General features: G+C 57.3%; 16 protein-coding genes and 1 tRNA gene. 11 read left to right on the top strand and 6 right to left on the bottom strand.

Annotated features, from left to right (window positions below; all coding sequences use genetic code 11):
- The first annotated feature begins 59 nt into the window (after nt 1-59).
- From I6I72_RS13360 to I6I72_RS13345, 4 genes are all read left to right on the top strand, one after another.
- Complete coding sequence (locus I6I72_RS13360; protein ID WP_100087422.1) at nt 60-662, top strand: MBL fold metallo-hydrolase; 603 nt, start codon at nt 60-62, stop codon at nt 660-662.
- Nucleotides 663-779: 117 nt separating this feature from the next.
- Nucleotides 780-1,697, top strand: a complete 918-nt coding sequence (locus I6I72_RS13355) for a DoxX family protein (RefSeq protein WP_201807200.1) — start codon at nt 780-782, stop codon at nt 1,695-1,697.
- A gap of 74 nt (nt 1,698-1,771) precedes the next feature.
- Nucleotides 1,772-4,039 (top strand): HelD family protein, encoded by a 2,268-nt coding sequence (locus tag I6I72_RS13350; RefSeq protein ID WP_407644962.1) that lies wholly within the window; start codon nt 1,772-1,774, stop codon nt 4,037-4,039.
- Between the two features lie 10 nt (nt 4,040-4,049).
- Nucleotides 4,050-5,093, top strand: a complete 1,044-nt coding sequence (locus I6I72_RS13345) for an App1 family protein (RefSeq protein WP_049158866.1) — start codon at nt 4,050-4,052, stop codon at nt 5,091-5,093.
- Nucleotides 5,094-5,222: 129 nt separating this feature from the next.
- On the opposite strand, the gene I6I72_RS13340 is transcribed toward I6I72_RS13345, so the two are convergent.
- The 5 genes from I6I72_RS13340 to rpsA form a co-directional block, all read right to left on the bottom strand.
- On the bottom strand, nt 5,223-5,663 hold the full coding sequence (locus I6I72_RS13340) for a universal stress protein (RefSeq protein ID WP_005529320.1): 441 nt from the start codon (nt 5,661-5,663) through the stop codon (nt 5,223-5,225).
- 200 nt (nt 5,664-5,863) lie between these two features.
- Nucleotides 5,864-7,957: an excinuclease ABC subunit UvrB gene (uvrB, locus tag I6I72_RS13335; RefSeq protein ID WP_049064272.1), complete on the bottom strand. Its 2,094-nt coding sequence runs from the start codon at nt 7,955-7,957 to the stop codon at nt 5,864-5,866.
- A gap of 69 nt (nt 7,958-8,026) precedes the next feature.
- Nucleotides 8,027-8,401, bottom strand: coding sequence for a DUF4259 domain-containing protein (locus I6I72_RS13330; RefSeq protein ID WP_236592641.1), 375 nt, complete (start codon nt 8,399-8,401; stop codon nt 8,027-8,029).
- A gap of 93 nt (nt 8,402-8,494) precedes the next feature.
- Nucleotides 8,495-9,094, bottom strand: coding sequence for a dephospho-CoA kinase (gene coaE, locus I6I72_RS13325; RefSeq protein WP_049063998.1), 600 nt, complete (start codon nt 9,092-9,094; stop codon nt 8,495-8,497).
- Between the two features lie 103 nt (nt 9,095-9,197).
- A complete protein-coding gene (rpsA, locus tag I6I72_RS13320; protein ID WP_049063996.1) occupies nt 9,198-10,658 on the bottom strand; it encodes a 30S ribosomal protein S1 in 1,461 nt (486 codons plus the stop codon).
- A 246-nt stretch (nt 10,659-10,904) separates the two neighbouring features.
- Here rpsA and I6I72_RS13315 point away from each other — a divergent pair, with 246 nt between their 5' ends.
- On the top strand, nt 10,905-11,663 hold the full coding sequence (locus I6I72_RS13315; RefSeq protein ID WP_049151735.1) for a class I SAM-dependent methyltransferase: 759 nt from the start codon (nt 10,905-10,907) through the stop codon (nt 11,661-11,663).
- An 87-nt stretch (nt 11,664-11,750) separates the two neighbouring features.
- Nucleotides 11,751-12,206 carry an RDD family protein gene (locus tag I6I72_RS13310; RefSeq protein ID WP_172454573.1) on the top strand — a complete coding sequence of 152 codons (456 nt, stop codon included), beginning with the start codon at nt 11,751-11,753 and terminating at the stop codon, nt 12,204-12,206.
- Between the two features lie 65 nt (nt 12,207-12,271).
- Here I6I72_RS13310 and polA read toward each other — a convergent pair whose 3' ends face one another.
- Nucleotides 12,272-14,938, bottom strand: a complete 2,667-nt coding sequence (polA, locus tag I6I72_RS13305) for a DNA polymerase I (protein ID WP_201807198.1) — start codon at nt 14,936-14,938, stop codon at nt 12,272-12,274.
- 81 nt (nt 14,939-15,019) lie between these two features.
- On the opposite strand from polA, the gene I6I72_RS13300 reads away from it, so the two are divergent.
- The 5 genes from I6I72_RS13300 (at nt 15,020) to I6I72_RS13280 (ending at nt 18,940) form a co-directional block, all read left to right on the top strand.
- Nucleotides 15,020-15,096 (top strand) — tRNA-Leu (locus tag I6I72_RS13300).
- Nucleotides 15,097-15,498: 402 nt separating this feature from the next.
- Nucleotides 15,499-16,335, top strand: coding sequence for a DUF368 domain-containing protein (locus I6I72_RS13295; protein ID WP_201807196.1), 837 nt, complete (start codon nt 15,499-15,501; stop codon nt 16,333-16,335).
- A gap of 4 nt (nt 16,336-16,339) precedes the next feature.
- On the top strand, nt 16,340-17,218 hold the full coding sequence (locus I6I72_RS13290; protein ID WP_049147627.1) for an ABC transporter substrate-binding protein: 879 nt from the start codon (nt 16,340-16,342) through the stop codon (nt 17,216-17,218).
- Nucleotides 17,211-18,176: an amino acid ABC transporter permease gene (locus I6I72_RS13285; RefSeq protein ID WP_049063988.1), complete on the top strand. Its 966-nt coding sequence runs from the start codon at nt 17,211-17,213 to the stop codon at nt 18,174-18,176. The genes I6I72_RS13290 and I6I72_RS13285 overlap by 8 nt, the downstream gene beginning before the upstream one ends.
- Nucleotides 18,176-18,940 (top strand): amino acid ABC transporter ATP-binding protein, encoded by a 765-nt coding sequence (locus I6I72_RS13280; protein WP_005529299.1) that lies wholly within the window; start codon nt 18,176-18,178, stop codon nt 18,938-18,940. Before I6I72_RS13285 ends, I6I72_RS13280 begins: the two co-directional genes overlap by 1 nt.
- The last annotated feature ends 67 nt before the right edge of the window (nt 18,941-19,007 follow it).

Genomic DNA, 19,007 nt, shown 5'->3' with positions numbered 1-19,007 from the left:
GGGGTCAGCTAGGCCAGTAGAAAATGTCTCTCTAAGAATCTACCCGTAGGGTTGGACACATGAATAACACGCTTTCCCTTCACAGTATTTCCGTCTCCGACATGGACAACAACTGCTACCTGATTTGTTGCGGTGATGAAGCACTGCTTGTCGACGCCGCGGATGATGCGCAGGCAATCCTCCAACTGGCTGCAGAACAGGGTGTGAAGATCACCGCTTTGCTGACGACCCACCGCCACTGGGACCACGTGCGGGCAACGAAAGACATCATCGAGGCCACCGGGGCCACCCACTATGCTTCCTTCCTGGACTCCCCTGCATTGCCCGCACCGGTCGACGTCGATCTGCGCCAGGGGGACACAGTTCCATTCGCCGGCCGCGAGTTTCCTGCAATCATCCTGCGTGGCCACACCCCAGGCGGGGCCGCGATTGCCGTGGATATCGATGGCACGACGAACTTGTTTGTCGGCGATTCGCTCTTCCCAGGTGGCGTAGGAAAGACCACCTCAGAGGGAGACTTCGTCAGGCTGTACAAAGACGTCAGCGAGCGCATCTTCGACGCCTATCCAGATTCAGCGATTGTCCGACCAGGCCACGGCAAATCTACAACTCTTGGTGAGGAACGGCCGAAACTCGACGAGTGGTGGGAACGCCGCTGGTAGACACCAAATTCTTCCCCTCTCGGGGGCGAGTAGGGGCGCTCGACTCGCTCCGCGGGCCGGCATTTTTCCGTACACTGGTTTAACGCACATTAATTTACTCAATGAATGGAGCACGTAATGATTCGTAAGTTTGCCCGCCCGATGCTGGCTTCGGTTTTCGTATGGGACGGTGTCGATACTCTCCGTAACGCTTCCGACCACGTAGCGGAAACGGAGTCCGTGCTCAACCGTCTGCGTAAGGTCGTTCCAGTCCAGTACGCCGGTTACATTCCCAATGACCCTGAGCTCGCAGCGCGCGCAATCGGCGGCCTCAAGGTCGGCGCCGGTTCCACGCTTGCACTGGGCAAAGCACCGCGCACCTCCGCCGCAGTTCTCGCATTGTCTACGCTGCCTAATCTGCTTGGCCGTAACGCTTTCTGGGAGGCTGAGACCACCGAGGAGAAAAACGACCGCCGCAACGGTTTCCTCACCAACACCGCTCTGCTAGGCGCGCTCTTTATCGCGACCCAGGACACCGAGGGTAAGCCTTCCCTGCGCTGGCGTGCATCCAAGACTGCGGAGCGCACCAACAAGAAGATTCAGCAGGCTCTGCCCACCAAGTCCGAGCAGCAGAAGTTCGCTGACAGCATCTCTGACCGCGCGGATGACTTCTCCTCCAAGGCCACCGACTGGTTCGAGGGCGCCAAGGAATACGTCGATGACAACAAGGATGATTGGCAAGCGACCGGCAAGGGTCTCGTAGACACTGCTCGCTCTTTCATCGAAGACAGCGCCGAGCAGGCTCGTAACTTCATCGATGACAACAAGGATGACTGGCTGTCTGCAGCTCAGGACAACGCCGAGCTGGCACGCAAGAGCGCTGTCAAGGCTGCTACGAAGGCACAGTCCCGGGCTGACGATGCTCTGGCCAAGGTGGACACCAAGTCCAACAAGCGCGCAGTTAAGAAGGCAACCAAGCGCGCTGAGAAGCTTCAGGCTGAAGCTTCCAAGAAGATCGACAAGGCCATCAAGAAGTTCGGCGACCGCCTGAACTAAGCCTTTAACCCTCAGCGGCCCAGCAAGGTATGCTGGGCCGTTGTTGTTTTTCTAACCGTGTCCGCACGGTCCACATGCATCGAGATTTTGGGAGCAGAGTGTCTTCACCAGAGTTGTCTAACGCCAAGTCGCCGCAGGGACCAGTGACGAATGAGACCGCACGCGAAATTAACGCGGAACAAGAATACGTCGATAATCTCTTCTCCCGGCTCGACCGAGAAGTTGCCTTGGCCAATGAGAAGCTAAACGAGGTGCAGAAAGACGTCGACCCGCATACTCCAGACGCAGACGCACTCATCCGCCGTGAAACGGAGTACCACGGCCTGCAAGCGAAGTTGGACCGCCTTAATCTGGCTCAGCTCGGCTTAGTCTTTGGTCGCATAGACATCGACGCCCCCGGCGACAATCCCACCGAAGAAGGCCTCGACCGCAGGTATATCGGCAGGATGGGCCTGGATGCTCGTGAGGACGACTACCGGACGCTCCTCCTCGACTGGCGTGCACCAATGGCCCGCCCCTTCTACCTTGCGACCACGGCGCAGCCAGAGGGCGTCACCGTCCGCCGGCACATTCGTACCAAAGGCCGCCTCGTTACGGACATCAACGATGAGGTCCTCTCAGGTACAGGCACGGCGTCGGAAAGCGCAGGCGTTGCCAGTGAATCCGCGCTCTACCAAGCACTCCAGCGAGCACGTACGGGCCACATGGAATCCATCGTGGAGACCATCCAGCGCGAACAAGATGAGATCATCCGCGACAATACCCGCGGCGTCCTCGTAGTTGAGGGCGGACCCGGCACAGGAAAGACCGCAGTGGCGCTCCATAGAGTGGCGTATCTGCTCTACACCCATCGCGAACAACTGGCTGCCACTGGCGTGCTCATCGTCGGCCCGAACTCCACCTTCTTGGACTACATCTCCCGCGTTCTTCCGGAACTCGGCGAGACCGGCGTGGTTCTTTCCACCGTGGGTGACCTGTTCCCAGGCATCACGCCAACCCATCAAGAGCCACTACTCGGGCGCGAGATCAAGGGTTCTGAAGCAATGGTGGATATCCTGTCCGCCGCGGTGAAGAACTACCAGACCCTGCCCACTGACACCCAGTGCATTACCGCAGAGCACTTGGAATTGGATATCGATGCTGCAATGGTCAAGGCGGCACGCACTCGTGCCCGCCGCTCCCGCAAATCGCACAACGATGCGCAAGCAGCATTTTCTGAGCATCTCATCGAGTCCCTCGCACAACAGATGGCACAAAGAATTGGTGCGGACCCGTTGGGCGGTAAGAATCTCCTGTCCCGCGCCGACGTCGATCAGCTGCATGACGATCTGGTGGATGAGCCGCAGGTGCAGCAACTCATCGAACAGTTTTGGCCCACGCTCGACCCGCGCACAGTTCTGGCTGATCTCTTGTCCTCCCAGGAGCAAATTGACGCTGCCGCCAGCGACTATGATTCTGAGACCCGTGAAGCCCTGTACCGCGCGCAAGGTGATGCGTGGACTGCATCGGATGCGGCCTTGTTGGACGAGCTAGCGGTCCTCATCGGTATGCCAAACCCAGAGGAGGAGAAGGCAGCCGCGGACAAAGCCTGGCGTGAACAGGTTGCCGATGCGGAGGATGCGCTCGATATTCTGACTTCCTCTGACTCGACCGACAACGATGACGACATGTTCGATGCGGAGATCTTGTCCGCACACGACGTCATCGACGCAGAGACCCTCGCGCGCCGCCAGGAAGTAAGCGACAACCGCACCACGGCCGAACGTGCGCAGGAGGATTACACCTGGGCTTACGGACACATCATCGTTGACGAAGCGCAAGAACTCAGCCCCATGGAGTGGCGGATGCTATTCCGTCGCAGCCCTTCTCGGTGGATGACGCTTGTGGGTGACACCGCGCAGACTGGTGCTCCTGCTGGAGTTGATGACTGGGCTGAAGCCTTAGAACCTTTTGTAGCGAAGCGTTTCCGGCATCATCAATTGACCGTCAACTACCGCACTCCCCAGCCAATTGCAGATTTGGCCAATTCGTTATTGGAGCTTATTAACCCCCAATCGACGCCCGCCGTGGCGGTTCGAGATGGTGTGCCCGTCGAATTTGCGACAGAGACACGAGACTACGTACCCGGCACTTTCACAGACAAAGATGGCCGGCTGAATGCTGTTATCACGCGGGAAAACGTCGAGGACATTAAAGGACTTGAGTTCGACCATGTGGTCGTAGTGGATCCTGACGACATCGTTGCGGCCTCTCCACAAGGCTTGCAAAATCTGTATGTTGCGGTAACTCGCGCCACGCAATCCTTGACGTTGGCCGGACGGTGGCAGGAAATCTTCCACTAGTCTGGTGGGCATGGCTTTATCTGACATCGCACGTAAAATTGAACGCGCTTCCAACTCGGCAGCTTTGCGACGTTCCACCCGCAAAGGATGGGTACCCAAGCTTTCGGGTTATGCCGGATATGGCAACACCGAGTTTGTTCACGTCTTGGGCCGTGTTCTCATGCATGACCCTGAGTCCACAGAAAATGAGACTTGGGCACAGCGAGGCTACCGGCAGTTCTTTACTATCCAGGTGGCCAACCTCGATGTTTCAGTGACCGTAAACGGAAAGACTGTAACCGGGCACACTAACTACAACGGCTACGTGGACATTTTGGTTCATGAGCATGGCCTTGCGGCCGGCTGGCACGAAGTCACTATTGATGCTGCAGGCGCAGAGCCAATCACCGCTGAGGTACTCATTGTCTCGGAAGACTCGCCTCTGGGCGTGGTCAGCGACATCGATGACACTGTTATGGTGACGTGGCTTCCACGCGCTATGACGGCAGCTTGGAATTCCTGGGTCAAGCGAACCAACACCCGTCAGCCTGTAGAGGGCATGGCTGGGTTCTACCAAGAGCTGCGTGCCAAGCACCCCGACATGCCGTTCATTTACTTGTCCACGGGTGCATGGAATACCTACGATACCTTGGTCACCTTCATGGAAAATAACGGCTTCCCTAAGGGGCCATTGCTATTGACGGACTGGGGACCAACTCCTACCGGTCTCTTCCGCAACGGTCAGGAGCACAAACGCGTGCAGCTGCGTAACCTCTTCATCGCTTTCCCGTGGATGAAGTGGCTGCTTATTGGTGACGACGGGCAGCATGACCCGCTCACCTATGGCGACGCCGCCAACGAGCATCCGGACCGGGTAGCGGCGGTAGCAATACGCAACCTCTCCCCGCAAGAGCAACTGCTCTCCCACGGTTCTTTAGCACCACTCGCGGACGCGAATGAGGAAGGCTCTTTTTCGATTCCACTAATTCAGGGCGAAAATGGCCACACCTTGGCTGCCAAGATGCGCGGCATCGAGCCCGAAATCAACAGTGAGGTGTACGACTCCGACAGCTAAGACACCAACAATGCGTCCGGTCCCGGTGCATAGGCCGGCGAGCACAGCGGATTTAAAAAAATAAAGGCCTAGGGTTCCTCAGTGAGGAGCCCTAGGCCTTATCTGCTGCCGCTTGGGCGGCACAGGTTCTTAGTTCACGGTGTGGACGATCATGACGTCGCAATCGGACTGGCGAGCAACATCGGCCGGAACGGAACCCAGCAGACGGCCGGTCAGGGAGTTGATGCCGCGGTTACCGACGATGAGTAGGTCAGCGTTGTTATCGTTGACGATGGACATCAGTGCCTGGACTGGGGTGCCAGGGCGAACCGCGGTCTCAACCTTAGCAACACCGAACTTCTCGGCGTGCTCCTTGCCCGCCTGCAGGTTAGCCTCTGCCTTCTCGTCACCCAGAATGGTCACGGAATCCTGGCGCAAGGTCTTGGAAGCCTGCTCCTGGTTCTCGTAGTAAGCACAACCGATGATTAGAGTTGCATCGAATGCTGCGGCGATCTTGGCGGCGCGCTCCACTGCGAGGAGGGAGGACTTGGATCCGTCGGTGCCAACCACGATCTTGTTGTAATCGCTCATGATGACCTTTCTTTAGGGGCCTTAGCCCCAAGTGATGATGCAGAATATGCAAATTGCTTATGCTTTAAAGGCGCAATCGCTAGTCTAACAATTTTGTGACTGACTCGTTACTCGACGTGTCAATTTTGACGCATTAATCAACGTGCTGTTTTTCTCACAATTTTGCGACCGTGTCGCCCACGCTTCACCTTTAAGCTCTTTTAGATTCCCGCTTCCTTGAGACCGCGCAGTTCTTTCTTGAGATCCGCAATCTCATCACGTAGCCGGCCCGCCAGCTCAAATTTGAGTTCACGAGCCGCAGCGCCCATCTGGGCGGTGAGGTCGTCGATCAGCTTTTGTACCTCATCGACTGCCATCGTGGAGACATCAGGCTTATCCATCAGCGCGGCTGGGTCACTTGCGGCGGCCTCTTCCCCATCGGATTCGTAGACCTGGTCCAGAATGTCCGCGATCTTCTTGCGCAACGGCTGCGGGTCAATTCCGTGTTCCTCGTTATAGGCAATTTGCTTCTCGCGGCGTCGCTCGGTTTCCTCAATGGCCTCCTGCATCGAGTCAGTTATTTTGTCCGCGTACATAATGACCTCGCCTGAGACATTTCGCGCCGCACGGCCAATGGTCTGGATAAGAGACGTCGTCGAGCGCAGAAAGCCCTCCTTATCGGCATCAAGGATGGCCACCAAAGAAACCTCGGGAAGGTCAAGTCCCTCACGCAGCAGGTTGATGCCCACGAGGACGTCGTACTCGCCCAAGCGCAGCTGGCGCAACAGCTCCACGCGCTGCAAGGTATCGATGTCTGAGTGGAGATAGCGAACCTTAACGCCGTGCTCCAACAGGTAATCCGTGAGGTCCTCGGCCATGCGCTTGGTAAGCGTGGTGACGAGCACACGTTCTTGCTTTGCCGTGCGTTGCCGAATCTCATCGATGAGATCGTCGATCTGGCCCTTGGTCGGCTTGACTGTGACTTTCGGATCAATAAGGCCGGTTGGGCGAATAACCTGCTCCACGTACTCGCCTTGGGAGGCCGTGAGCTCGAAGTTGCCTGGGGTTGCGGACATGTAGACGGTCTGGCCAACGCGTTCTTCGAATTCGTCGAAGGTTAGCGGACGGTTGTCCGTAGCTGACGGCAGGCGGAACCCGAATTCCACAAGGTTGCGCTTGCGGGACATGTCGCCTTCGAACATGCCGCCAATCTGCGGAACGGTTACGTGAGACTCGTCAATGATGGTCAGGAAGTCCTCTGGGAAGTAGTCCAGCAGCGTAGCTGGTGCGGAACCTGCCGGGCGCCCGTCAATGTGGCGGGAGTAGTTCTCAATGCCGGAACAGAAGCCAACCTGCTCAATCATCTCTAGGTCGTACTCGGTACGCATGCGCAGACGCTGCGCCTCTAGTAACTTGCCGCGGTTTTCTAGGTCGGCGAGCCGCTCGGCAAGTTCCGCCTTGATATCTTCCACTGCCTTTGCCATGCGTTCTGGACCAGCCACATAGTGCGTAGCTGGAAAGATTCGCACCTCGTCGACGCGCTCGAGGACGTCGCCCGTCAGCGGATGGATGTAATAGAGCTCGTCAACATCATCACCAAAGAACTCAATCCGTACCGCACGTTCCTCGTAGGCCGGGATGATGTCGACCGTATCGCCCTTCACGCGGAAAGTACCACGAGTAAAGCCCACATCGTTGCGCTCATATTGAATATCCACAAGAAGGCGCAGGAAGCGGTCGCGGTCGATTTCCTCGCCTTCCTCGATTATCACCGAACGGTCTAAATAAGATTGCGGCGTGCCCAGACCGTAGATACAAGACACGGAGGAAACAACGACAACGTCGCGGCGAGAAAGCAGTGAGGAAGTCGCGGCGTGGCGCAGGCGTTCGACGTCCTCGTTAATGGAGGAATCCTTCTCAATGTAGGTATCCGTCTGCGCGATATAGGCCTCTGGTTGGTAGTAGTCGTAGTAGGAGACGAAGTACTCCACCGCATTGTGTGGGAGCAGCTGGCGCAGCTCGTTAGCCAATTGCGCTGCCAAGGTCTTGTTTGGGGCCATGACGAGCGTGGGACGCTGTTGCTTTTCAATGAGCCACGCTGCTGTAGCTGATTTGCCTGTACCGGTTGCACCCATGAGCACAACATCGCGCTCGCCTCTACTGAGACGCTCGTCGAGCTCAGCGATGGCAGCCGGCTGGTCGCCCGAGGGCTGAAACTCTGACTCCACCTTGAATTTTGCGGATCGCCGCTCCACCTCTCCAACGGGACGGTGTTCAGAGACGGGCAAAATGGGATGTTCTGCTGCAAAAGCCATGACGGCCAGTCTAGCGCTATTTCTTGGCAACCATTGCGCGGCTAAACGCGCTTTATCGTGTTCGGCCACCTAGGGCAAAGACGCACGAACCGACTGCACCCAGATCTCCAACTCCCCTGTTGTTTCCCACAGCGCATAAACAGGCGAGCTTTCAGGCTCCAAGGTCGAATTAATCTTCTTTCGCAACCACGCTCGCGACTGCGGAGTACAAATCGACTTCAATTCCTTAGCTGACACGCCGTTGGGCAGCCGATCCTGCGGAGTATTCACTAGCGCTCCCAGCGCAATAACCATTTCAGCTTCATCTACGTCAAGGGGACTATCAGCGCAGGATCTCTTGAAATGCTCGAAATCGAAGGTGCCATCACGAAGCTCCGCAAGCAACTCACAAGCGGCATGATTATCAAATGGCCCTACGTCCCACGTCCCCATAGGAGCAGACACTAAGAAACCAAAATGAACACAAAAAGAGAACTGCGTAAATTTTGTCTACATCAATAATGAAAATTAGTTGTCTTAAGAAAAGCCTGCAACAATCTATTTCTTAACGGCGATTTCATGCACCACACGTTCAACTTGCCCAGGAAGTTCCTCAAGGGAACCGTTGTTATCAATGACAAAGTCAGCGGCTGCCAGCCGCGCGTCATCCGAAATCTGCGCTGCGATCCGGCGCCGCGCATCGGTCTCATCAAGACCGCGAAACTCCACGAGGCGCTGCACACGCGTGGCCACATCCACGTCGACCACGATGGTGTAATCCATCCCAGTGTGGAGACCTTTGTCCACGAGCAATGGCATGTCATACACCACAAATTCCTCGCCAGCGCTGCGGGCAGCGTCGAACCGCCGCTGAGTCTCAGCCTCGATTCGTGGGTGCGTAATGTCGTTGAGGCGCTGCGTCGACGCGGCGTCGCCAAACGCGCGCGTGGCCAGAAGACCACGGTTCAAGCTTCCGTCCTCGCGGATAATATCAGCGCCAAACGCCTCAGCAAGCTCTGTCAGTGCCGGCTCGCCTGGCTCAACGATGTCCCGCGCGATCTGGTCCGCGTCGACCACAGTCCAGCCCTGTTCCTTGAGCAAACGCGCAACGGTGGACTTTCCGCTTCCGATGCCGCCGGTGAGTCCGATGAGTTTCATAAAGGTTCAGGTTACGCGAAAAGGCCGCATCCTGCGTTCAAATAAGAACGAAGGATGCGGCCCACATTCAGCTAGGCGCTGTTTAAGCCTTGAAAGTTAAGACTTAGTTGCCAGCGAGCTTGTCGCGCAGAGCAGCGAGTTGCTCGTCGGAAGCCAAGGAGCCGCCAACCTCAGCCGGTGCCTCGGATGCCGGAGCTGCATCGTTGGACTCGGAGGAGTAGTTGGAGGACTCGTTAGCCTCTGCAGCCTCAGCGGCTGCGGCACGGTTGCGCTCGATCTGAGCGGTGTGCAGGTTGAAGCGACGCTCGGACTCGGCGTAGCGCGCCTCCCAAGCCTGACGCTGCTCGTCGAAGCCCTCGAGCCACTCGTTGGTCTCTGGGTCGAAGCCCTCTGGGAAGACGTAGTTGCCCTGCTCGTCGTAGGAGTCAGCCATGCCGTACTTGGACGGATCGAACTCTTCGGTGTAGTCCTCGTCTGCCTGCTTAACAGACAGGGAGATACGACGACGCTCGAGATCGATGTCGATGACCTTGACCATGACTTCCTGACCAACGGTGACAACCTGGTCTGGAACCTCGACGTGGCGCTGAGCCAGCTCGGAGATGTGAACCAGGCCCTCGATGCCCTCCTCGACGCGAACGAATGCGCCGAACGGAACGAGCTTGGTGACCTTGCCCGGGACGATCTGGCCCACAGCGTGGGTGCGGGCGAATACGCGCCACGGATCTTCCTGGGTAGCCTTCAGGGAGAGGGAAACGCGCTCGCGGTCGAGATCAACGTCGAGAACCTCAACGGTGACTTCGTCGCCAACGGTGACAACCTCGGACGGGTGGTCGATGTGCTTCCAGGATAGCTCGGAAACGTGAACCAGGCCGTCGACACCGCCGAGATCGACGAATGCGCCGAAGTTGACGATGGAGGAAACAACGCCCTTGCGGACCTGGCCCTTCTGCAGCTGGTGCAGGAACTCGGAGCGAACCTCAGACTGGGTCTGCTCGAGGAATGCACGGCGGGACAGAACAACGTTGTTACGCTGCTTGTCGAGCTCGATGATCTTTGCTTCCAGCTCCTGGCCGATGTATGGCTCCAGGTCGCGGACGCGACGCATCTCGACGAGGGAAGCAGGCAGGAAGCCACGCAGGCCGATGTCCAGAATCAGGCCGCCCTTGACGACCTCGATAACGGTACCGGTAACTGGCTCTTCCTTGGCGTGCAGCTCCTCGACTGCGCCCCAAGCGCGCTCGTACTGTGCGCGCTTCTTGGACAGGATCAGACGGCCTTCCTTGTCCTCCTTGGTGAGAACAAGTGCGTCGATCTGATCGCCGACCTCGACGACCTCATCCGGGTCGACGTCGTGCTTGATGGACAGCTCGCGGGACGGGATGACGCCTTCGGTCTTGTATCCGATGTCGAGCAGGACCTCGTCGTGGTCAACCTTGACCACGGTGCCCTCGACGATGTCACCATCGTTGAAGTACTTGATGGTTGCGTCAACAGCAGCGAGGAAGTCCTCAGCGGTTCCGATGTCGTTAATCGCAACCTGAGGGGTGTTAGAAGTTGGCATATGTAGAAATGCTCCGAAGTGATGTAGGAGATCGTAATTGGACAGTTACGAGTCTCTCGAAAAGCATCTCTAAACAGGCCAAATGGCGATGGTTTAGGATGGATTCCGATCCCGCCGTGACGATGTATAAAGCCCTCCTACGGAAGCCTTAGACAACCCACGGCATAGACACGCCCGTACAACACTACATCCGCGCAGCTAAAACGGCAAATATACACGCGGAACGCGCATTCAAGGAGCCCTTCAGTGTCTGCTGATTCACAGTCCCCCGCGCCACGCTTCTCCCCGTCGCACGCGAATCGTCAATTCTGGGACAGCGACGCCCGCGATTATCATGCGGCACACGAGGAATATTTGTCCTCGTTTTACTGGTGTCCCGAGATGCTACACGAGGAGCAGGCGCAGTTGCTTGGCGACGTCTCTACTTCCACAGTTTTGGAACTCGGGTGCGGCTCTGCGCCGTGTACTGCGTGGTTGCAAGGACGCGCGCGGTTTGCCACGGGCTTCGATATTTCGCGCGGGATGCTGACACACGCGCCTGGGGGCTTGCCGCTTGTGCAGGCTGATGTGTTGGCGCTTCCCTACTCCAACGATTCATTCGACGTGGTGTTCTCAGCCTTTGGCGCCCTTCCTTTCATTGCGAACATCGACCAAGCCTTGGCGGAAGTGCATCGCGTACTTAAGCCCGGTGGGAGATTCGTGTTCTCCACCAACCACCCGATGCGATGGATTTTCCCCGACGATCCCGCGAACCTCACCGCGGAGTTGCCGTATTTCGACCGCGCCTATATCGAGAGCGACGCGGAGGGAAACCTCACCTACGCTGAGTTCCACCGCACCGTAGGCGACTGGCTGCGCGCGCTACAAACCCGCGGCGGATTCCTGATTGAAGACATCCTCGAGCCCGTGTGGCCGGAGGACCTTGACCTGACTTGGGGCCAGTGGTCAAGAGAACGTGGCGAGATTTTCCCGGGAACAATCATTTTTGTCTGTGTCAGACAATGATCACAGTCTGCGTCAGACGACACTCACGGTCTGTGGCAGTTGCTCGCCATTGTCTAGCGCAGACACCCGTTGAGTAGGCTCTACTGCATGCAGATTTTGGTTAAGGAACGCCTCGGTATCACGCTGCGCCGTGTTGTGGCTTGGTGGATTGATGCCTTCCTCGCCGCGGCCATGATCATGGTGGTGAGGTGGAGCGTGAATGCGCTTTTCGACGCCCCGATAACTGGGCGAGTAGGCGCGATCTACGACATCGCGGCCCTCGCTGTGGTCTTTTACCTTTATCGAGTGATCTGCGAGGCACGCACCCGGACCTCGCTTGGAAAGTGGTCCTTGCAGCTCGAAGTCATCACAGACAAACCCGGTTGGTGGAGCGCGGCCCTGCGCAACGCCTGGATTCTGCTGACCCTGATTTCCTTAACCGGGGTCCCTCACGTCGAGACTATCGTGCTCGGAATCCTTGGTCTCTCCGTGTTGACCACTGGTCAAACGCCTTTCGACATGGTGGCTAACTGTCTCGTCGAACGCCGCCAGCGCGCGGCGTAGCGCGGCCCCGCGCGTGGAGTTGCGGGGCCGGTCCTGTCGAGTGACTGACCAGTGATTGCCGCGCCTTAGTGCGCTGCGGCGTCCCAATCCTTGCCCGCGCCGGCGGAAACCTCCAGCGGCACGGTGAGTTCAATTGCGGAGTCCATCTCGCGCTCAAGAATCTTCTTAACCTCATCCGCCTCCCCCGGCGCAACTTCGACGACAAGTTCGTCGTGCACCTGGAGTAGCACTCGGGACTTAAGATCGCGCAGCGCATTATCGACGCGAATCATGGCTACCTTGATGATGTCGGCTGCGGTGCCCTGGATAGGGGCGTTGAGCGCTGCGCGCTCGGCGTTCTCACGCGCGAGGCGATTATCCGAGTTGAGTTCAGGGAGGTAACGGCGTCGCCCGAACACGGTTGCTGTGTATCCGTCCTTGCGTGCCTTCTCCACCACGTTATCTAGGTAGCGCTTCACGCCACCGAAGCGCTCGAAGTAGTTTTCCATGATTTCTTTAGCTTCACGCGCAGGAATGCCCAGCTGCTGGGAAAGACCAAAGGCAGACAGGCCGTAGACCAGACCATAGGACATGGCCTTCACGCGGCGACGCAGCTCTGGGGTGACCTCGTCGACGGGCACGTCGAAGACCTTAGACCCCACGTAGTTGTGCAGATCCTCCCCTGCCCGGTAAGCCTCGATGAGACCGGGGTCCTCAGATAGGTGAGCCATGACGCGCATTTCGATCTGTGAGTAGTCGGCAGTCATCAAGGTTTCAAAGCCCTCGCCCACGATGAATGCAGAACGGATCTGGCGGCCCGCCTCCGTGCGCACAGGAATGTTCTGCAGGTTGGGTTCCGTCGAAGACAAACGGCCTGTCGATGCCACCGTTTGATTGAAGGTAGTGTGAATTCGGCCGTCTGGCTGCACAGTCTTGATGAGACCTTCGAGGGTGGTCTTCATCTTCTGGTACTCACGGTGTGCTAACAGGTGATCAAGGAACGGGTGCGGGTGGTTCACGGCAAGCTGCTCAATCTCTTTGGCAGCCGTGGAATAGCCCGTCTTGGTCTTCTTGGTCTTTGGCATCTCGAAAGTTTCGAAGAGCACGGCCTGCAACTGCTTAGGTGAGTTCAGGTTCAGCGAGTCGTCGCCAGCCAGCTCACGAGCAGCACGTTCCTGCTCGGCTACCTGCTCAATGAAGGCGTCGAGCTGAGTTTCCAGAATCTCCACGTCCACGGCAATACCGGTGGCCTCCATGCGGGCCAAGATTCCCACGAGCGGAAGCTCGAGGTCGGTGTAGAGCTCAAAGGAATCGATGGCTTGCAGCTGCTTTGTAAGTTCTGCGGCCAGCTCCATGATGGCTGCGGCCTGGTCCACCAGGGACGTATCGTCTAGCAGTGACAGCTGATCGCTGGCTTGACCGAGCGTCTTCTTAAGGTGTCGTTGATAAACATCTGACAGCTCATAGGTGCGCTGCCCAGGGCGCAGCAGGTACGCAGCAATTGCAGTGTCGTGCGCAATGCCGCGCAGCTCGATGCCACGGCCAGCAAGCATATGGAACGCTGCTTTGGCCTCGTGGAAATACTTGGGCGCATCCGAAGTAAGCCACTGGGCGAGTGCTGCATCGTCTTCGGCGCTGAGTTCGCCGAGCTCGAGCTGCATGCCGTGGAAATCGGCGTCGACAAGCGCAATTGCGCTCGCGTCCCCGCGGCCCGGACGCCCGTCGCCCTGTACGAACACAGCGACGTCCTTCTTGTCCTTGAGCCACTGCTTCAGCGGCGCATCGACGATCTCCGTCTCCTGCGTAGGCACTTCTGTTTGTGCAGGTGCCTCACCACCGTCATTTGGAATCGCATCAAGGACACGCTCGCGGAGCCCGCCGCCGAACTCGAGCGCGTCAAAACGCTCCGCAACCTCAGACACTGCTGCACCCTTGAACTGCAGATCCGCCGGGGCCACCTCCAGATCCATGTCTGTGATCATCTGGGTCAGTTTGCGGTTCATGCGCACCTGCTCGATGCGATCGCGGAAGTTCTGTCCCGCCACGCCCTTAATATCTTCGGCATGCTCGATGAGGCCCTCGAGGGAGCCGTACTCGAGAATCCACTTTGTTGCGGTCTTCTCACCTACCTTCGGAACCGACGGCAAGTTATCGGAGGGGTCGCCACGCAGCGCAGCGAAGTCCGGATATTGCCGAGGGGTCAAGCCATACTTCTCCACCACTGCATCCGGGGTGAAGCGGTGCAGGGTCGATACGCCGCGCATCGGGTACAGGACTGTGGTGTCCTCGTTAACCAGTTGCAGGTAGTCGCGGTCACCGGTGACGATGAGGGTTTCAAAATCCGTGGCCTGGGTTGCCAGGGTGGCTACGATATCGTCGGCCTCAAAGTTCTCACGTGACAGTGTCGTAATGCCCAGAGTGCCCAGCACCTCGCGAATGAGATCGACCTGGCCGCGGAATTCCTCTGGGGCAGCTTCCCGCTGCGCCTTGTATTCGGGAAACATCTCGGTACGGAAGGTCTTGCGGCCCACATCGAAGGCAACGCCCACATACTCGGGCTTTTCCTCGGCGATAATGTTCGCAAGCATCGAAAGGAATCCGTACACCGCGTTGGTGTGCTGGCCGCCCGACGTTGCGAAGTTTTCAGCAGGCAGCGCATAGAAGGCGCGGAAGGCCATGGAGTGGCCGTCAATGAGCAGAAGTCGCGGTTTGTTGCTGGAGTTTTTGGTCGTCGAAGAAGTCACTCGCCCCATCTTAGAGCCTTTACCCCCACCTGATTAGTATTTGGTTCGACGACTGCGCTAAACTTCATTTCAGTCAACACAACGTTGCACGCCCCTGTAGCCCAATTGGCAGAGGCAATGGATTCAAAACCCATTCAGTGTGAGTTCGAGTCTCACCAGGGGCACCAACAAACCCTCGCATCCGTGCGCTTTATTGCCTAGGTGCGAGGGTTTTTTCACATCGCAGAAACTATTCGCGTTCAACGGTGCCAGTTATCACGGGCTGCGCGCGCCAAAATACGGCAGCCCTTGGGAGGGAGTAGCCAGCTGCGCTTTCACCACCTATCCCCTAATTCCCCCAGAGTAAAATGCGTGTTTCCCGCATCTATGCTCAGCTCAATCAATACTTTTTAGCAGTAAACAGGCTTTTGCTTAGAGCAGGATCTATGAATAATATAAGACTGAAGGTATTTATCATGTAATGTCGGCACCGCGGATTAAATGAATTAATCAGCATTTTGAGTAAATTCTTTAACCATTACGGCACGTCAGAACGAGAATGAGAGCACCAAGAGGTTAGTTTCGAAAACATGCAATTTGTACTCAACGCCATTCGCGGCACACTCATTGGCTCGGCTGAATTAGTTCCTGGCATCTCGGGCGGCACGGTTGCGCTCATCGTGGGCATCTACGAACGCGCGCTGCACAATGCTAACTTCCTCATCTCAGGCCGGCTCAAGAAGGTTGAATGGGCTTTCCTCGCGTCGGTTGCGGTCGGCATGTTCGCGGCCGTTTTTGGATTCTCCACGATTCTCCATAACTTCGTCGAAAATCAGGTCTCCGTTTCTAACGCATTATTCCTCGGAATGGTGGCCGTCTCCATTTTCGTGCCTTTGACAATGATCGACAGGGACGAGCGATTCAAGTTTTCATCAATAGTGGCCTTTATCATCTCGGCAGCAGCAATTTTCTTCGTAACCGGTTTTACTTCCGATCCTGTTGAGAACCCATCGCTCATCGTCGTCTTCTTCGCCGCGATGGTCGCCGTGTGTGCTTTAGTCCTCCCCGGTGTTTCTGGCTCCCTGATTTTGCTCACCATGGGTCTTTATCAGCCAATTATCGGTGCTGTTTCAGACCGCGAGATGGGCACCATCGCTGTCTTTGCGTTAGGCGCACTTTGCGGACTTGCTGCGTTTGTGAAGGTGCTCAACTACCTTCTGGACAACCATCGTGGGCCAACCCTGGCAGCTATGGCCGGCTTCATGCTCGGCTCGCTGCGTGCGCTGTGGCCATGGGGTGCGGACCAAGATGCTTCGAGTGGCCTCATTGTGGTGATGCTTATCTTGGGAGCGATCATCGTTTCGATCTTCATTTTTATTGACGCCCGCAAGGCTAAGAACTACCACGTGCCAGAAAAGCAAGGCTAAGACCATGTATAAAAAGATTGCTGCCAGCGGCGGGTTACTCGCCTGCGCGATGCTCGCTGCTGGCTGCGTAACAAACGTCGAGTCCTCGACTCCTGATGGCTGGGAAGAACCGCGCCTGGACAAAGTTCCAGAAATCGCCGCGCTTTACGACGACGCCGATGGAGTCCTGACGGCAGGCACTAACCCTCCCTTTGCGCCATTCGAGTTCAAAGACTCCGATGGTGCAATCGTCGGCGTGGAGATGGACATGATGAAGGCTATCGCCGACATCTTGGGCCTTGAATTCCAGCCTGTTGAGCAGGACTTCTCGATGATCCTGCCGGCCGTCCAGTCGGGTCAGATCGATATCGGCGCATCTGGCTTCACCGACAACCAGGAACGCCGAAAGAACTTCGACTTCATCGACCACCTCTACGCAGGCATCCAGTGGGCGGAACGCACAGACGGTATCAAACGCGTCGACCCTTCGAACCCGTGCGGGCTGACCGTGGCGGTTCAGCGCACCACCGTCTCAGAGACAGACGACGTCATTCCCAAGAAGGACGCATGCGGCGGCGACCTCCGCATCCTTTCCTACGATACGAGCGACAACGCTGCGCTCGCCGTCATCATGGGCCGCGCCGACGCAATGTCCGCGGACTCCCCTGTTTCCTCGTGGGCTGTCAACCGTTCCGACGGAAAAATGCGAATGGTCGGTGACATGTTTGACGCCGCACCTTATGGCTTCGCTGTACCTAAAGACTCGAAGCTTGGCCCCGCAGTTGCCGCGGCGCTCAACCACCTCATCGAAACCGGTGAATACCAGAAGATCTTGGAACGCTGGGGCATCAGCGATGGCCTCGTGGAAGAGGCAATGATTAATGAAAGGCCAGTCAATGACTAACCCATCACAGGCCCCTAAAGCCACCAAGTCGGCACGGTCTAACAAGGCCGCTGAGCCCAAAGAGATTCAAGCCCGCCCGCTGCGCCACCCCTGGCGCTGGGTTTTTGCCACGATTCTGGTGTTGCTCGGCGTCTGGTTTGTTATCAGTTCCGCCCGCAACGAAGCCTTCGGCTGGGATACCTATTTCCAGTACCTCTTCGATAGCCGCATCGCAGTTGCTTCCCTACACACCTTGGCAATTACAGCACTGGCGATGATCATCGGCGTCGTAGGAGGTGCCATCCTCGCTGTGATGCGGATGTCACCGAACCCGGTTCTCCAAGGCGTCGCCTGGCTCTTCCTCTGGATCTTCCGCGGCACGCCAGTCTATGTGCAGCTGGTGTTCTGGGGCCTGCTTTCTGCTTTGTACCAGTCCATCAACCTTGGTTTCACCGAGATTTCGCTCGCCAGCGTTTTGACCAACGCCTTCCTGCTTTCGGTCTTGGGCTTGGGCCTTAACGAAGCTGCGTATATGGCCGAGATTGTACGTTCTGGTATCTCAGCCGTTCCCGAAGGCCAGAAGGAAGCCTCTAAAGCACTTGGTATGGGCTGGTGGATGACCATGCGCCGCACCGTCCTTCCACAGGCAATGCGCATCATCATTCCGCCGACAGGCAACGAGTTCATCTCTTTGCTGAAGACCTCTTCGTTGGTCGTGGCAGTTCCGTATACCTACGAGATCTTCGGCCGCGCTACGGACATTTCTGCAGCGCTTTTCGAGCCAATTCCACTGCTCCTCGTGGCAGCAACCTGGTACCTCGTCATCACCTCCCTGCTGATGATCGCGCAGTACTTCTTGGAGCGTCGTTTCGACCGTGGTGCTACTCGTGAGCTCACTGCTCGCCAGCTCGCCGCGCTTGCCGACGCCGAGGGCACCATCCCCCACAACGTTTCCGTCATCCCAGAGGTTAAAAAGTAATGGCAACGCCAATGATTTCCGCACAGAACGTACACAAGTCCTTCGGAAGCCTCAACGTGCTCAAAGGCATTACCTTGGAAGTTCAGCCCGGCGAGGTCGCGTGCCTTCTCGGCCCTTCGGGCTCCGGTAAGTCGACGTTCCTGCGTTGCTGCAACCACCTTGAAAAGGTTACGGCAGGCAGGCTCTACGTAGATGGTGACCTCATCGGTTATCGTGAGCGTGACGGAGCGCTGTACGAGATTTCCGAGAAGGAAGCAGCAGCCCAACGCGCAGACATCGGCATGGTTTTCCAGCAGTTCAACCTCTTCGCGCACCGCACGGTCCTCGAGAACATCATCGAGGCTCCCGTCCATGTTAAAAAGCAGCCTGTGGAACAAGCAAAAAAGCGCGCCATGGAGCTACTCGAGCAGGTGGGCCTTGCACATAAGGCTGACGCCTACCCAGTACAGCTCTCCGGTGGCCAGCAACAGCGTGTTGCTATCGCTCGCTCCGTGGCGATGGACCCGAAGCTGATGCTTTTCGATGAGCCGACTTCAGCTCTCGACCCTGAGCTGGTGGGCGAAGTCCTGCGCGTCATGAAGGAACTCGCTGCGGGCGGCATGACCATGCTGGTGGTCACCCACGAAATGGGATTTGCCCGAGAAGTCGCCGACAAGATTTTCTTCATGGACGGCGGCCAAGTCATCGAATCTGGCACTCCGCAGCAGGTCATCGACAACCCGCAGCACCCGCGCACCCAGGAGTTCCTCTCCTCGCTCCTCTAAGCTCCTGTGGGCCCCTCGAGTGGCCCACATACAACAAAAGCGCTGTTACCTTTCAGTAGGTAACAGC

Source organism: Corynebacterium striatum, assembly GCF_016728105.1.
Taxonomy (GTDB): Bacteria; Actinomycetota; Actinomycetes; order Mycobacteriales; family Mycobacteriaceae; genus Corynebacterium; species Corynebacterium striatum.
This window is presented reverse-complemented; position numbering and strand designations above follow the sequence as displayed.

Coding starts and splice junctions, on each gene's coding strand:
- I6I72_RS13360 (WP_100087422.1), top strand. CDS start 60: ATGAATAACACGCTTTCCCTTCACAGTATTTCCGTCTCCGACATGGAC.
- I6I72_RS13355 (WP_201807200.1), top strand. CDS start 780: ATGATTCGTAAGTTTGCCCGCCCGATGCTGGCTTCGGTTTTCGTATGG.
- I6I72_RS13350 (WP_407644962.1), top strand. CDS start 1,772: ATGCATCGAGATTTTGGGAGCAGAGTGTCTTCACCAGAGTTGTCTAAC.
- I6I72_RS13345 (WP_049158866.1), top strand. CDS start 4,050: ATGGCTTTATCTGACATCGCACGTAAAATTGAACGCGCTTCCAACTCG.
- I6I72_RS13340 (WP_005529320.1), bottom strand. CDS start 5,663: ATGAGCGATTACAACAAGATCGTGGTTGGCACCGACGGATCCAAGTCC.
- uvrB (WP_049064272.1), bottom strand. CDS start 7,957: ATGGCTTTTGCAGCAGAACATCCCATTTTGCCCGTCTCTGAACACCGT.
- coaE (WP_049063998.1), bottom strand. CDS start 9,094: ATGAAACTCATCGGACTCACCGGCGGCATCGGAAGCGGAAAGTCCACC.
- rpsA (WP_049063996.1), bottom strand. CDS start 10,658: ATGCCAACTTCTAACACCCCTCAGGTTGCGATTAACGACATCGGAACC.
- I6I72_RS13310 (WP_172454573.1), top strand. CDS start 11,751: ATGCAGATTTTGGTTAAGGAACGCCTCGGTATCACGCTGCGCCGTGTT.
- polA (WP_201807198.1), bottom strand. CDS start 14,938: ATGGGGCGAGTGACTTCTTCGACGACCAAAAACTCCAGCAACAAACCG.
- I6I72_RS13295 (WP_201807196.1), top strand. CDS start 15,499: ATGCAATTTGTACTCAACGCCATTCGCGGCACACTCATTGGCTCGGCT.
- I6I72_RS13290 (WP_049147627.1), top strand. CDS start 16,340: ATGTATAAAAAGATTGCTGCCAGCGGCGGGTTACTCGCCTGCGCGATG.
- I6I72_RS13285 (WP_049063988.1), top strand. CDS start 17,211: ATGACTAACCCATCACAGGCCCCTAAAGCCACCAAGTCGGCACGGTCT.
- I6I72_RS13280 (WP_005529299.1), top strand. CDS start 18,176: ATGGCAACGCCAATGATTTCCGCACAGAACGTACACAAGTCCTTCGGA.